The sequence below is a fragment of the Candidatus Spongiihabitans sp. genome (assembly GCF_965247905.1).
Taxonomy (GTDB): Bacteria; Pseudomonadota; Gammaproteobacteria; order Arenicellales; family Poriferihabitantaceae; genus Spongiihabitans.
In genome coordinates, this window is record NZ_OZ252047.1 from 1,481,798 (window position 1) to 1,496,500 (window position 14,703).

The following is a 14,703-nucleotide window of genomic DNA, read 5'->3' on the forward strand; positions in this document are numbered from 1 at the left end:
CGCGATAATAAGGAGTTCGGCTACGCCGAACGGTTTAATAACTGGATTGCCCGGCCAATAATAATAATATGGGCCGGGCAATGACGACCCTTATTTGTCATCCTCGCCGGCAGGCGCAAAAAATCGCCGAAATTCCATAAAAAAGAGTATACTATGCAGAAGAACCAGTTGCTCGATTGAGCATTGGATGGCGAATGAGGAGGCCATCGTGACACCCACAAGAACACGAAATCCGTTCAAGCCAGGAGATGGGCAACGCCCGCCCTATCTGGCAGGCCGAGAAAATGAGCAGGGTCGGCTCAGACAGATATTGGCAGACATGGCTGATGGGGATTCGCCTGCCGCCGACATGGTTATGTATGGACCCCGGGGTATGGGAAAAACCGTGTTATTGCATTGGTTAAAAGATGAAATTAGGGGATATAAAAAACCACGATTTTTTCATAAGAAAAGCAATCAGGTATGCACATGTTCGACCACCGCTAATAAATTAGCAACGCCAGCAAAAATGTGGACGTTTTTATTGTCTGAGGAAACTTTGGCAGAAAAGGTGTTGGGTGGCGAAACAACAGCAGGGGTTAAGGCCGGGGCGTCTGCTGCTGATACAGTTTCGGCTGAGGCGTTTATTGCTAAGACGTGGAAGGAAAAAGAGCCTACTGATGGCGTTTTATTAAACGCTTTGATTTCTCAATGCAAAAAAAATCCCTTGGTGGCTCTGGTGGATGAAGCACATACCATGGAACCGGGTCTGTGTCGTAGTTTGCTAAACCTGAGTCAAGAGGTACGAGAGGAAGCCCCTTTTTTACTGGTTCTCGCCGGCACCCCCGGCTTGGCACATTTCTTGAAGACCGTGGGGGCTAGTTTTGTTGAACGTTCCACGAAAATGGGCATTGCACGATTAGATGCGCAGGCTACTGCGGATGCTATTGCAAAGCCGTTGCAGGAAGACGGCATAACAGTAGACGCCGATGCTTTGGAAGATGTAGTGGAAGACAGCCAGCACTATCCTTATTTCATTCAACTCTGGGGCGAGGCCCTTTGGGATCTGGCAAAGGAAAAAGACCTGCAAAAACTGACTGCTCAAGAAATCACCGAAGTAGAAACAAAGATTGAAAGCCGCCGGTCAAACTTTTATGGAGAGCGCAGAAAAACATTAAGCGATCTTGGATTGCTGCCAGCGGCTGTTGCTATTGCGGCACTATTCCAAGACGCGGAAACAACCACAATGGATATGCTCATAGATGTTATTGCAGATAATTTACCTGCTGATTCACTGGCTACACAGTCGGTTAATGAACATCTGCAAACGCTTGCTCGCCATGAGTTTATTTGGAATCCGCCGGACACAGATTTATACGAGGCGGGCATTCCGAGTTTAATGAGATATGTCCTGGACCGGCAGCGCGAGCATGTGCAAAAAGTATCGCCGGCAGCAGAATGAGTCACGCTACGCGTGACGACATTAATAGTCCAACTGCGCCGGACTTTTTATTCTCAATGTGCCTTTGGCGTCTCAACGAAAGTCACACCTCCCGATTCACCATTACCCCCCAACCCGTCATTGCCCGGCTTGTTCCGGGCAATCCAGTTAAATATCTGTCACGCGTAGCGTGACTCCTTCTTTTTTGTCTGTTAATGGGACAGCAGTGGGATTTAGCCTTGAATTAATCAAAGAAACGTTATGGACATCGACCGAATGATGTCGCGTAAAATTTCACTAAAACCCAATCGCTTCAACTGCGCCAAAGGCATCGAATGGGTGTGGGATATTGGGTCATTGCCACTGTCTGCCGACCCCGACAAATGCGTTTCAACCCAATGAACATGGGCTTTACTCCCTATGCACTTATGGCGATTTTGTCTGCTTCATCATTCCGACCATGGCGCCGAGCGCGGCGCCGATGAACACATTCCAGCCGACCAGCATCTCGAAAAATCGGTAGTTCATGAACGCGCCTTCAACGCCAAACAGCCCGCCCGCGGCAATCGCGTCCAGCCCCGGGATGACGAAAATCGCCCAGCGCAACGGCGCCGTTGTGACCATCATAATCGGCGCGAATAAAATGTTGAGCGGCGACGGTCCGAGGATTGAACCCAACGCCGACACCACCAACATGATCGCCGCGCCGACAAGCGCGTATTTTTTAACGATGCTCATAAAAATAATCAGCATGATACATTAACATAGCATGAATGTCGTGCGCGAAACGGCGACGGTTTGATGATGAAAAAACAGGACGCGAAACTTTTGCTTCATCGCGCGTTTGGGAAAGCGCGCCCGGAGGTTCGTCTTGATGGCAAGGGATATACCGCGACTGTCGAAGAAAATCTGATTGACGGCGTGCGCCTAACGGATTTTGAAGATGACCTGCGGCAAGGCAACGGCAACGAGCTTTGTGAGGTCGCGCAGGGGCGGATAAAATTTTGCGCGGCGCATTCGTCATCGGCGTTGGCGGTCAACTGCTTCGCGTCGTTCAAGCGGCACCTCGCCGACTTGTCATTGTTGGGCGAGAATGGATTTCATGCTATGCAGTTCGAGACGCGATGTCCAAGCGGTCTTCGCGGGACGCCGCCGAACCTTGACCTTGTGATTGAAAACAAAAATATCGTCATCGGCATTGAATCAAAATTTACCGAGCATCTTGATGCGCGTAGTCAGAATAAGCATGGGCAGGAGTTTGCAGATTCCTATATGACGAACCAGCAAGCATCGTGGGACGCGAAGTGGGTTGCGGAAATGCGCCGCATAAAAAACGATCGTCCGTATAAATATTTGGACGCGGCGCAACTTGTCAAACACGCGTTTGGACTCAAAAATACTTTCGGCGATGATTGCGTTTTGCTTTATGTTTTTTGGCAGCCAGCCGATGCCGCGCATCAGAACTTCATCAACCACCGCGAAGAGATCGCGTGTTTGTCACGCAGAGTTGACGGCGCTACGCCATCGTTCACGGCGATGAGTTATAGCGAGTTGTGGCGCGCTTGGCAAGACAACGCCGCGCCATGGCTAAGCGAGCACCTCGCGCATCTGCGCGCCCGCTACGAAGTTTCGGCTTGACGCGGCGGGAACAATGACATCGGCGGTGGTCGGCACTGGTCAAATGCCTCTTGTACCGGCGACAGCGTCAACTTCACCGCTTTCATATTCATCACGGCATTGAATACAAAAAATCGATTAGAATCAGGTATTGTGTCGCCGTAATTATCTGGCATCATTGGCAACGACTTTTTAAATGACCATTGCATGACCATCGAAAAATCCATTTTATCAATATTTGCGCGCGCTCTGCATTGCAGGCTGATGGTCGCGGCGGTGCTCGCGGTCACCCTGATTATCGCCGGTTGCGTCTCGACGCCGCCGCGGCGTCCCGACAACGCATGTAAAATATTCGCGCAAAAACCAAGTTGGCACAAGCACACGCGCCGTGCCGCGAAAAAGTGGCGCGCCGATGCGGCCGTGTTGCTCGCCATCATGCGCCAGGAATCCGGGTTTGACGCCAACGCCAGGCCGAAGCGCAAACGCTTTCTCGGCATTCCGTTGAAGCGTCCGTCGTCGGCGTTCGGTTACGCGCAGGCATTGGACGGCACTTGGCGACTATACAAAAAGAGCGCCGGCAGCTTTCTAGCGCAACGCGACCGATTCTCCGATGCGATGGATTTTATCGGCTGGTATGTCGCGCAAACGCGCAAGCGGTTAAACATCCCCGCGCACGATGGTTATCGTAACTACCTTGCGTATCACGAGGGCTGGCAAGGATACGCGCGCGGCACCTACAAACGAAAAAAATGGCTGATATCGACCGCAAAACGAGTGGCGCATCGGGCCGCGCAATACCGCGCGCAACTTGCGCGTTGCGGCTGAATCTCGAGTTGATGACATGACCATAACATGACCGTGACCATAACCATCGTCCGCAATCAGACGCGGTTGCGGGAGGGCGATGACGCCCTTCAGCGAAACATTTCCGCCCTATAATATGAGCCATGCCTAACCCTCATCCGCTTCGCGTCGGTCTGATTTTATGCGACGAGGTTGACCCGTCGGCGCAAGCGCAATACGGCACTTACGCGCAGATGTATCAGGACGGCATTGACCCATCCGAAAAAAATATTTGCCTCGTGCCGATTCGTTGTTTTGAGGGGGACGCGTTGCCGCAACCTGCGGAATATGACGGCTACATCATCACCGGTTCGCGTTATGGCGTGTACGAAGACCTGCCCTGGATTGGCGCGCTTCAGGAATTTATCCGGGCATGTTGGGCGCAGGATGCCAAAGTGGTGGGTATTTGTTTTGGGCATCAGATGATCGCCCATGCGCTGGGCGGGAAAACCGAGAAGGCGAAAGCGGGCTGGGGCTTTGGCATTCAAAGCGCCAAAATTATAGACAGGAAACCGTGGATGACCGATGCCGAAAATCTAAATGGCGGTCGCTACAATCTTATTGTTATTCATCAGGATCAAGTGGTCGATGTTCCGCCGCAATTCAAGACCATCGCCGCAAACGATTTTTGCCCAAACAGCATGATGGTCGCCGACGACAAAATGCTCGGGATTCAAGGTCACCCGGAATTCAATAAAACTTTTTGCCGGTTTAGAGCCGAATTTCGAAAAGAAATGATTGGCGCCGAAGTTTATCAAGCAACCTTGCATTCACTGGCAGAAAACGAAACCGATTCGAAAACCGTATTCAACTGGATCAATAATTTTTTACATCAGTAAGGATAGCAAACTAACCGCTGCCTCGATACTCGGCACCCCTGCTCAGGAGTCCAGACATCATCTAGTTCTATAATTACCGCCGGGTCATGACAACTTAAGCATGGTCAATATCATGGTAACGTGTTGTTATGAAAGTAAAAAACAAGTATGTCATTCGTTCCCATGTGTCAGAGAGGAAATTCAGGGATTTAATCAAATATTTTTTCCGTGGATTCAACGGCGACGCAAATAGCGGAATTAACCGGTTTAAGTCGGCAAACCATCAACAAATACTTGACCGCCATTCGGTTACGAATGGTCAGTCATTGCCGACAAGCCTCTCAGCCATTAGCCGGGCGGATCGAAGTTGATGAAAGTTATTTTGGGGCTAGACGCATTAAAGGGAAGCGTGGTCGAGGCGCTGGGGGCAAAATCATTGTATTTGGCTTGCTCAAAAGAGCGGGGAAGGTCTATACAGAAATAGTGCCGGATTGCTCTGCATATACGCTACAACGCATTATCTTAGGTAAAACAGAGATAGGCGGCGTCATTCATTCTGATGGTTGGCGCGGCTATAATGGTCTGGTTGATTTTGGCTATAAGAAACATTTCAGAGTGCATCATGGTCGGAATGAATTTGTGCGAGGCAATAGTCATATCAATGGCATCGAATCTTTTTGGGGCTATGCTGAAATACGTCTGGTCAAGTTTAAGGGGATGAACAAAAGCATGTTCAATTTACACCTTAAAGAATGTGAATTCAGATTCAATAATAGAGGGCAGGATTTGTATAAAGTCTTGCTTGATGACTTTAGAAAAAAACCGCTTAAGTTGTCATGACCCTAAAACTATTAAAAAATCATGGTGATATATTGCGCATTGACGCTGACGAGTTACGCGAACATTTCAGGGAATGTGGTTACGATGGAAAAAATTCACATCTTTTTCAGAAAGCCGCGACCAGATTAGTGCATGAAATACATGACGCTGCCTTAAAAAGTAAAATCAGTTTTTTACTCGATGGCACTTTCGCCGGCGAACCCATGGCGAGACAAAATATTCAAAGGTCATTGAAACGAAACCGAGATGTATTTGTTTTGTTTGTGTATCAATCACCATTTATTGCATGGAATTTTGTGCAAAAACGCGAAAAATTGGAAGGACGACGCATATTGCCACAAGACTTCGCGGAAAAGTTTTGCGCATCAATCGATGATCATATTCCAGAAAAATATACCGAAGATCAGATACTGGCTGAAATAGAAAAATCAGAGAGCCAGAACGGTAAGGAGTCCGGCTACGCCGGACGGCATATTCCACTGGATTGCCCGGCCAATAATAATATGGGCCGGGCAATGACGACCCTTATTTGTCATTCTCGCCGAAGGCGGGAATCCAGTTAAATATCTGTCACGCGTAGCGTGACTCCTTTTGGCATCCGGCTTTGCCAGACACAAACCGGCGGCCTCGCCGCAAAGGAGTTCGGCTACGCCGAACGGTTTAATAACTGGATTGCCCGGCCAATAATAATAATATGGGCCGGGCAATGACGGATTATAGGTAATAGAGCACGTTCTTAGTGTCACGCTTTGCGTGACACTTATTTACCATTGTCCTCTCAAAAGGACACATCGCCTTCCGATTCACCATTGTCCCCCAGCCCGTCATTCTCGCCGAAGGCGGGAATCCAGAGTGGCGGCGTTAGCCGCCGGGACACGCTCATACATTAGTAAGCAACAAGCACCATCGCCTTGCCGTCATTCTCGCATCGAACGGCGCGGCATCAAAGCAAAGGAGTCCGGCTACGCCGGACGGCATATTCCACTGGATTGCCCGGAACAAGCCGGGCAATGACAAATGATAGGTAATGGTGAACCGAGAGGACAAAAGCGCGTTGAGACGCCAATGGCACATTGAGAATAAGAAGTCCGGCTAAGCTGGACTTTTTCTCGGTTACTTTTGGCGTCTCAAAAAAATCATTCCCGCCCGATTTACCGTTGCTCCCCAACCCGTCATTGCCCGGCCCATATTATTATTGGCCGGGCAATCCAGTTATTAAACCAGCGGCGTTAGCCGCTATCCTTAATGGCGGCGAAGCCGCCACCATTTGCGCGGCTACGCCGCGTCTGGATTCCCGCCTACCGGCGAGAATGACGAATTATAAGTAGGGTCATGACCCTTAATTTTTTTCTTGTTGCCAGTCTTGGTCTTGTATAATTGCAATACTGCCATCAAACTAGAATCGGGGGACGACTATGATTGTTAAACAAATCTGGACCGGTAACGCTTATCGTAATTTCAACTACTTGATTGCCTGTCCTGAAACCGGCGAAGCCCTAGCGATTGATCCGCTGGATCATAAAAAGTGTTTGGATTATGCCAACACGAAAGGCTGGAACATCACCCAGATCGTGAATACCCACGAACACGGCGATCATATTGGTGGCAACAAAAAAGTTGTTGCTGCCACCGGCGCCAAAGTCCTGGCTCACCATGGTGCCGGTTCATCAATACCCGAAATGACCGACGGCTTGCGCGCGGGCGATGTTGTCAAGGTCGGAAATACCGTGGAACTCGAAGCCCTCGACACCCCTGGGCACACCATGAGCCATGTTTGTCTGCTATCGAGAACCGACCGCCCCGCGCTATTTTGTGGCGACACATTGTTTAATGCGGGTGCGGGTAATTGTCATAATGGCGGCCATCCGCAAGAGTTATACCAAACCTTTGTCAACCAATTAATGTCATTGACCGATGATACGTTGATTTATCCGGGGCATGATTATCTGCACAATAATCTTGAGTTCACCCTGGACCGAGAGCCGGGAAACGCGGCGGCGAAGACATTGCTTGGACGATCAATGAATCAGGACCCGGCCAATGCCATGATAACGACAATGGCGCAGGAAAAATCGTTGAATACTTTTTTTCGGCTGCAAAATCCTGAGGTGATTGAGCAACTTCGATTGAAATTTCCAGACCTCGGCGAGCACCCCGACCCGCAAACTGTTTTTGTGAAGCTAAGAGAATTGAGAAATAGCTGGTAGCCAAAAAGAATCCCGCGATATTCATAAGGGCACGATGCTTTGTGCCCGCACCCTGTTTCGAGAGAATTCGGCGGGTTAATTCCCGCCAGTAGAGCCAAATCCGCCATCGGCACGAGCGGACTGTTCGAACGATTCCACAACGTTAAACTCCGCCTGCACCACCGGCACCAGCACCATCTGAGCAATTCGATCACCGGGATTGATCGTGAACGAGGAACGACTTCGATTCCAGCAGGAGACGAATAATTGCCCCTGATAGTCGGAATCAATCAAGCCAGTCAGATTTCCCAATACGATGCCATGCTTATGCCCCATGCCTGAGCGAGGAATTAATACCGCAGCCAGTCCAGGATCGGCAATATGGATCGCGATTCCAGTGGGGATTAATTCTGTTTGTCCCGGTCGCAATTGCAAAGATTGCGCGACACACGCGCACAAATCCAGCCCGGCAGAACCGGGAGTGGCGTATTGCGGAAGCCCAAATTCACCCGCTATGCGCGCATCAAGGATTTTTACATTGATCTTTGCTTTCATTTTGGTTGTTTAAGTATTGCTTGCAAATATGTTCAATAATCTGGATTGCCAGTCTATATTTGTCGGTGCGTTCAAGGATGACTTCACCCTGTTTATGAATTATTGTCACCGCATTGCTATCATTCCCAAACGCGCTGTCATCGCCCGACACATCGTTAGCCACAATCATGTCAAGGTTTTTCGCTTTAAGTTTTTTCCGTGAATTTTCGATCAGATTTTCGGTTTCTGCAGCAAAACCAACTGTGAACGGTTTAGGCTTGCTTCTGGCCACCGCGGATAAAATATCCGGGGTTTTCACCAGCGTAATGACCATTTCGTCATTATCCTTTTTTATCTTTTGATCGGCCACTTTGACTGGCCGATAATCGGCCACTGCCGCAACACCGATAAAAATGTCGCAACTGCCAATTTGACTCATAACCGCTTTCTGCATTTGTGTCGCTGATTGCACATCGATTTTTTCAATTCCAACTGGCGCACAAATGCTCACCGGGCCGCAAACAATCACTACCGTTGCGCCAAAATCTTTGGCCGCATCGGCAACCGCAAACCCCATCTTTCCCGAGCTGCGGTTGGTGATTCCCCGTACCGGGTCGATAGCTTCCCAGGTTGGTCCCGCCGTAACCAGCACTGTTTTGCCGGCAAGCAGTTGTGGAATGCCATCGCCCAAGAGTTGTTGAGCGATATCCTCGGGTTCGGTCATTCTTCCGGGTCCGGTTTCGCCACAGGCTTGATCGCCTGCCGCCGGACCAATTATCGTCACCCCGCGCGCGCGCAAAACCGCGAGGTTGTCCTGCGTCGCCGGACTCGAGAACATCTGTTGATTCATCGCCGGCGCAATAACCAAGTCAGCCTCGCTGGCTAACACCAAAGTGGATAACAAATCGTCCGCTTCGCCGTGTGCCGCTTTGGCCATGAAATTTGCCGTAGCCGGCGCCACTACGATCATTTCGGCCCAGCGTGCCAATTCGATATGACCCATCCCTGATTCAGCTTCGGCATCGAGTGCATGTTGGAAAACAGAATGTTGGAAAACAGGATGGCCGCTGACCGCTTGCAGCGTTAATGGCGCGATAAATTCTTTGGCCGCATCTGTCATAATCACGCGCACATCCGCACCTCGCTCCATTAATCGGCGGACCAAGTCGGGCGATTTATAGGCCGCGATTCCGCCAGTTATACCCACCAAAATTCGTTTGTTTTTATGGATTGTCTTATAATCGATCATGGTGTAGAGTTTAACCCAATTAATGGAGATCGAGTACCCGAGACATGGTAATGGAGATATGACATGGCAATAACGGAATGGCCAATGGCAGAACGGCCCAGGGAAAAACTGTTGCAACAGGGCGCGCAATCGCTATCCGACGCTGAACTGCTGGCAATATTTATTCGAACCGGCGTGCGTGGAAAAACTGCGGTTGACGTTGGCCGCGATTTAATCAATGAATTTGGCGGCCTGCGAAAAATTCTGACCGCTGATAAAAAAAGCATTTGTAGCGCATTGGGCTTTGGTCCGGCGAAATATGCATTACTCCAGGCCGCTCTGGAGCTTGGCAGGCGATTTTTGGATGAAAAGCTCAAACGCGGAGGCGCGCTAACCAATCCCAAACAGGTATCGGAATATCTTATTCATCGGTTACGCGATCAGCAGCGGGAGGTGTTCGCAATAATCTATCTCGACAATCGCCATCAGGTCATCGAATATGAAGAATTGTTTTATGGCACCCTTAACGGGGCCACGGTGCACCCCCGTGAAGTGGTGAAAAGCGTCCTGTTGCATAACGCTGCCGCAGTCATCATCGCCCATAATCACCCTTCCGGAATCGCCGAACCCAGCCAAAGCGACACCGCCATCACCCTGAAATTGCAAGAAGCGTTACAATTGATTGATGTCAAAGTGCTCGATCATTTGGTCATCGGCGACGGCGAATTTGTGTCGCTCAGCGACCGCGGTTTAATATAATGGGACCACAAATCAACGCACCAATTAGATAATCAACACAAGACAATGAAAACAAGAGAGCGACGACAAGGCATCACCCTGGTTCACACCGGCACTGGAAAAGGAAAATCTTCCGGCGCATTTGGCGTGGTATTTCGCGCCGCCGGATGGGGATTAAAGGTATGTGTCATTCAGTTTATCAAGGGCAAATGGAAAACCGGCGAGCAAATCGCGGCCGAAAAATTCGACAACATAGAATGGCACACCATGGGTGACGGCTTTACCTGGGACACCAAAAACCCGGCACAGGACATTAAAACCAGCCATGAAATCTGGGATTTCAGTCGGCAAAAAATTCTATCGAAAAAATTCGATCTGGTACTGCTGGATGAAATCAATTATTGCAGCGGCTACGGCTGGATTAGCGGGGAAGAAATAGCCGAATTTATTAAAACGCAAAAACCAAAGTGGCTGCATCTGCTGTTAACCGGCAGAGACGCCCCCCAGGCAATCATCGATGCCGCCAATACGGTGACAGAAATGACCAAAATTAAACATGCCTTTGATGAGGGGATATTGGCGGCTCAGGGGGTGGAGTTCTAATGTTCACTAGATATTTTTACTGGCCGGGCATATTATTCATCGCAAAACTACCGACATGATTAAAAAAGAAAACTTTAGGGATTTGCTCAACCATTTAGGCTTTAGTGGGGGAGAAAATATGCTCACAAAGTCCATTGGCGAAGCTGGCTTAACAGTTGATTTTGAAAAAGCGAAAATTATTTATCCGGAAGACAAGGGCTTCAAAGTCAACCAACGCCAAATCTGTAATTTTTCACAGAATGAGAATTTTGTGGTGTTTGAATGTGTCCATCGTTTGTTGGAGAAAGGCTATAAACCCAAACATCTGGAACTTGAACCGAAATGGAAAGTAGGGCGCAGCGCGAGCGGTGGCCGCGCCGATATTCTGGTCAAGAATCAGAAAAACAAGCCCCTGTTGCTTATTGAATGTAAAACAGCGGGCAACGAGTTTGAAAAGGCATGGGGAAAAACCAAGCAAGATGGCGACCAATTATTTAGCTATGCCCAGCAAATTGCTGAAACCCAATACCTGTGTCTCTATGCCTGTGATTTTACCGATGGGGAAATAAGCCTGAACCAGAAAATCATCTCACACAAAGACAATGAAAAAATTTTGGACCAGGATAAAACATTGGCATCTTTTTCCAAAGCAACCAATGTTAAAGAGCGCTTCGCTGTTTGGCGCGATACCTACCAACTGGAATACACGGAAACAGGTATTTTTGAGCATAACATCCAGCCCTACAAAATCGGCAAAAACAAATACACCTTAGCGGATGATACCAAAGCCGTTGATGCCACCGCTAAACAAGGCAAATACCATCAATTTCGCACCATTCTCCGAAAACATAACATCGCCCGACGGGAAAATGCCTTTGAAGTGCTTGTGAATCTGTTTTTATGCAAAATTGTCGATGAAGGGGACAATAAAACCGACCTGAAATTTTATTGGAAAGGCATCGCGTACGACAATTATTTTGATTTTGTCGATAGACTGCAAGACCTGTATCAAAAAGGCATGCGCAAGTTTTTGAACAAACAGATTAGCTACATCAGCAACGAGCAAATCGACAACGCTTTTTGGGCGGTAAAAAACAAACGCAACGCCACCAAAAAACAGATTCAGGCATATTTCAGGGAACTTAAATTTTTTACCAACTCCGCCTTTTCCTTTGTTGATACCCACAACGAAGATCTGTTTAACAAAAATGCTAAAGTGCTGTTGGAAATTGTGCAGATGTGGCAGGGGTTGCGTCTGAAAACCGAACAACAAAACCAGTTTTTGGGTGATATGTTTGAGTATTTTCTCGATAACAGCATCAAGCAATCAAATGGTCAGTTTTTTACTCCGCTGCCGATATGCAAGTTTATTGTCGCCTCCTTGCCGCTTGCTGAAAAAATCAAAACTACTCTTGAGCCCTTGACAGCCATTGATTACGCCTGTGGTTCCGGGCACTTTTTGACTGAATACGCTCATCAAATTGAACCGCTGATAAAAGCACAAAAGCACAACTTGAACGCCTATTACAGCAACATTACCGGCATTGAAAAGGAAGACCGTTTAGCCAAGGTCGCCAAGGTTGCCGCCTATATGTATGGACAGGAGCAGATTAAAATACTGGATGCCGATGCCTTAGCAAATCATCCTCAAATACCTCTTGCCAGTTTTGATGTGCTGGTTGCCAATCCGCCCTTTGCAGTGGAAGGTTTCTTGCAAACCTTAAATGACAGCGACAAAATACACTATCGCTTGATTAAAGCCACAGGCGACACTAGAAACACCAATACCATCCAGTGCTTTTTTCTGGAGCGCATCCATCACCTGATGGCACCCGGCGGTGTGGTCGGCGTAATCGTCCCGTCCAGTATCTTATCGAACTCCGATACTGTGCATATACGCACTCGTGAATTGCTACTGCAATTTTTTGACTTGGTCAGCATCGCCGAACTCGGCAGCGGAACATTCGGCAAAACCGGCACCAATACGGTGGTGCTGTTTTTAAGGAGAAAAATAAAAAGACCGGAACCCGCCGAGCATTATCACAATCGAGTCAAAGACTTTTTTGAAGGCGATGATCAAGCCGCGGTGTATCAAGACCGTCATCTCATCAAAGCCTATTGCCATCATATTGAAGTGCCTTATGACGAATATAAAAAACTCTTCGCTCAAACCAACATAGAGCCGCTCGCCGATTTATTGCAATGCGATATTTTCAAGGATTACCAACAAGACTTTGCGCAAAGCACGAAAACAAGAAACCTGAAAAAATCCAATGTATTCAAGAAAAAAACAAAAGCAGAACAGCAAGCGGAATTAGACCGGCGTTTTATCGCCTATCTGCACGAAATTGAACAAGATAAACTCTATCACTTTATCCTGGCGCACGAGCAAACGGGCAAAGTGCTGATTGTCAATGCGCCGAGCGCAAATAAACAACAAAAGCAATTTTTAGGGTATGAATGGAGCGGAGCCAAACGCGGCGAGGGCATCCGATATAACAGCGGTGAAACCGTGAATGACATTATTACCCCTTTGTTTGATCCGAAGAATTTGGATAACAGCGAGAAAATCAATACCGCGATTAAACACAACTTTATTGGTGAAACCATCAACCCACTGCCAGGGCATTGTCGTTATGCTCACCTTGTTGAGATGCTGGATTTTAGCCGCAAGGATTTTAATAAAGCGATTAGCCTTCATCCTCAGAGAAATATAGATATTGAAACCAAGTGGGAGTTGGTTAAGTTGGGGGATATTATTGAAACTATCGAAAGTGGCAACAGACCTCGTGGTGGGGTTGGTAATGTGTCAAATGGTGCCTTGAGTTTGGGAGGAGAACACATACATTCTACAAATGGCAGAATTAATTTAGACTCGCCTAAATATGTTCCATTTGATTTTTATCAAAATAGCCAAAAAGGGTTATTGAAGGAAAATGACATTTTGCTTTGTAAAGATGGCGCGTTAACTGGAAAGATTGCATTATTAAGAAAGGAACTTACAAATCAAGAATCTATGATAAATGAGCATGTTTTCCTTCTGAGAAGCGTTCCATTAAAAAAGCAAAAATATATTTTTCATTTCCTCTTTTCCAAATATGGCAAGTATTTGTTAAAACAAAATATTACAGGGTCAGCTCAGGGGGGGATAAATTTAACCAATTTAAAAGAGATTAAAATCCCCTTGCCACCGAGCAAAGTGCAACAGCAGATCGTTGATAAATCCGAGACGGTGGACAAGGAAGCGGAACAAGCCCGTCAAATTATCGCCGCAACCAAACAGCGGATTGAAACCATTATGCAAAATGTTCCCAAACCAAAAACGCTTGACGAGGTGGTGCAAAACATAACGGATGTTATCAATCCGAAAAAACAAAGCGGCTCTATCAATTTTATCGGACTGGAAAATATTGAACCAGCAAGCGGTCGATTAGTCGGTAGCATTGAAACAGATTTTGCCACTGTCAAGAGCAACAAAAATATGTTCCAAAAAGGAGATGTTTTATATGGAAAACTGCGTCCTAACTTGAATAAAGTATATCTCGCACAACACAATGGAATCTGTTCAACCGACATCTTGGTTTTCAGGCTCCATAACCCCGACAATGCAATATTCTACAAACATTATTTTCTATCCAGTGAATTTAACTCTGCTGTTCTTAAAACCGTAAGCGGGCAACAGTTACCAAGAACATCTTGGACAAAAATAATAACAATCCCCGTTCCACCTCTTGATATTCAACGCAAATTAGTGGCAGAAGTGGCAAAGTTAGATGCGACCATCGTCAAATATCAGGCACTGATTGATAACAGCACCGCCCGTAAGAACGCCATTCTCAATAAGTACTTATAAGGCTGGACGCTACAATTCCGTAGTTTGCTCGTTACCTTGTCCAA

At 47.6% G+C, this 14,703-nt stretch carries 14 protein-coding genes and 2 pseudogenes; 11 read left to right on the forward strand and 5 right to left on the reverse strand.

Annotation, left to right across the window (positions count from 1 at the left end):
- Window positions 1–319: 319 nt before the first annotated feature.
- On the forward strand, window positions 320–1,441 hold the full coding sequence (locus tag ACP158_RS07650; RefSeq protein WP_424948427.1) for an AAA family ATPase: 1,122 nt from the start codon (window positions 320–322) through the stop codon (window positions 1,439–1,441).
- Between the two features lie 405 nt (window positions 1,442–1,846).
- Here the strand turns inward: ACP158_RS07650 and ACP158_RS07655 are convergent, their stop codons facing one another.
- Complete coding sequence (locus tag ACP158_RS07655) at window positions 1,847–2,173, reverse strand: hypothetical protein (protein ID WP_424948341.1); 327 nt, start codon at window positions 2,171–2,173, stop codon at window positions 1,847–1,849.
- Between the two features lie 48 nt (window positions 2,174–2,221).
- On the opposite strand from ACP158_RS07655, the gene ACP158_RS07660 reads away from it, so the two are divergent.
- The 5 genes and pseudogenes from ACP158_RS07660 to ACP158_RS07680 all read left to right on the forward strand — a co-directional run.
- Entirely contained in the window at window positions 2,222–3,058 is an 837-nt protein-coding gene (locus ACP158_RS07660; protein WP_424948342.1) for a PGN_0703 family putative restriction endonuclease, read from the forward strand.
- 186 nt (window positions 3,059–3,244) lie between these two features.
- Window positions 3,245–3,862, forward strand: coding sequence for a transglycosylase SLT domain-containing protein (locus ACP158_RS07665; protein ID WP_424948343.1), 618 nt, complete (start codon window positions 3,245–3,247; stop codon window positions 3,860–3,862).
- Between the two features lie 122 nt (window positions 3,863–3,984).
- The gene (locus ACP158_RS07670; protein ID WP_424948344.1) at window positions 3,985–4,719 is read left to right on the forward strand and encodes a type 1 glutamine amidotransferase; all 735 of its coding nucleotides are present in this window, start codon (window positions 3,985–3,987) and stop codon (window positions 4,717–4,719) included.
- A gap of 128 nt (window positions 4,720–4,847) precedes the next feature.
- Window positions 4,848–5,538: pseudogene (locus tag ACP158_RS07675) on the forward strand (IS1595 family transposase).
- Window positions 5,535–5,888: pseudogene (locus ACP158_RS07680) on the forward strand (zeta toxin family protein); the annotation flags it as partial. The pseudogenes ACP158_RS07675 and ACP158_RS07680, both read left to right, overlap by 4 nt.
- A gap of 78 nt (window positions 5,889–5,966) precedes the next feature.
- On the opposite strand, the gene ACP158_RS07685 reads toward ACP158_RS07680, so the two are convergent.
- Both ACP158_RS07685 and ACP158_RS07690 read right to left on the reverse strand, forming a co-directional pair.
- Window positions 5,967–6,284: a hypothetical protein gene (locus ACP158_RS07685; protein WP_424948345.1), complete on the reverse strand. Its 318-nt coding sequence runs from the start codon at window positions 6,282–6,284 to the stop codon at window positions 5,967–5,969.
- A 133-nt stretch (window positions 6,285–6,417) separates the two neighbouring features.
- Window positions 6,418–6,549, reverse strand: a complete 132-nt coding sequence (locus ACP158_RS07690; RefSeq protein WP_424948346.1) for a hypothetical protein — start codon at window positions 6,547–6,549, stop codon at window positions 6,418–6,420.
- A 62-nt stretch (window positions 6,550–6,611) separates the two neighbouring features.
- Here ACP158_RS07690 and ACP158_RS07695 point away from each other — a divergent pair, with 62 nt between their 5' ends.
- Together ACP158_RS07695 and ACP158_RS07700 are read left to right on the forward strand one after the other, a co-directional pair.
- Window positions 6,612–6,866, forward strand: a complete 255-nt coding sequence (locus tag ACP158_RS07695) for a hypothetical protein (protein ID WP_424948347.1) — start codon at window positions 6,612–6,614, stop codon at window positions 6,864–6,866.
- A gap of 87 nt (window positions 6,867–6,953) precedes the next feature.
- Entirely contained in the window at window positions 6,954–7,745 is a 792-nt protein-coding gene (locus tag ACP158_RS07700; protein ID WP_424948348.1) for a hydroxyacylglutathione hydrolase, read from the forward strand.
- 75 nt (window positions 7,746–7,820) lie between these two features.
- Here ACP158_RS07700 and dut read toward each other — a convergent pair whose 3' ends face one another.
- Together dut and coaBC are read right to left on the reverse strand one after the other, a co-directional pair.
- Window positions 7,821–8,279, reverse strand: coding sequence for a dUTP diphosphatase (gene dut, locus ACP158_RS07705; protein WP_424948349.1), 459 nt, complete (start codon window positions 8,277–8,279; stop codon window positions 7,821–7,823).
- On the reverse strand, window positions 8,248–9,507 hold the full coding sequence (gene coaBC, locus ACP158_RS07710) for a bifunctional phosphopantothenoylcysteine decarboxylase/phosphopantothenate--cysteine ligase CoaBC (RefSeq protein ID WP_424948350.1): 1,260 nt from the start codon (window positions 9,505–9,507) through the stop codon (window positions 8,248–8,250). Before coaBC ends, dut begins: the two co-directional genes overlap by 32 nt.
- Window positions 9,508–9,570: 63 nt before the next feature.
- On the opposite strand from coaBC, the gene radC reads away from it, so the two are divergent.
- The 3 genes from radC (at window position 9,571) to ACP158_RS07725 (ending at window position 14,659) form a co-directional block, all read left to right on the forward strand.
- A complete protein-coding gene (gene radC / locus ACP158_RS07715; protein WP_424948351.1) occupies window positions 9,571–10,245 on the forward strand; it encodes a RadC family protein in 675 nt (224 codons plus the stop codon).
- A gap of 45 nt (window positions 10,246–10,290) precedes the next feature.
- The gene (gene cobO, locus ACP158_RS07720; protein ID WP_424948352.1) at window positions 10,291–10,827 is read left to right on the forward strand and encodes a cob(I)yrinic acid a,c-diamide adenosyltransferase; all 537 of its coding nucleotides are present in this window, start codon (window positions 10,291–10,293) and stop codon (window positions 10,825–10,827) included.
- A gap of 1,009 nt (window positions 10,828–11,836) precedes the next feature.
- Window positions 11,837–14,659, forward strand: coding sequence for an N-6 DNA methylase (locus ACP158_RS07725; RefSeq protein WP_424948353.1), 2,823 nt, complete (start codon window positions 11,837–11,839; stop codon window positions 14,657–14,659).
- The last annotated feature ends 44 nt before the right edge of the window (window positions 14,660–14,703 follow it).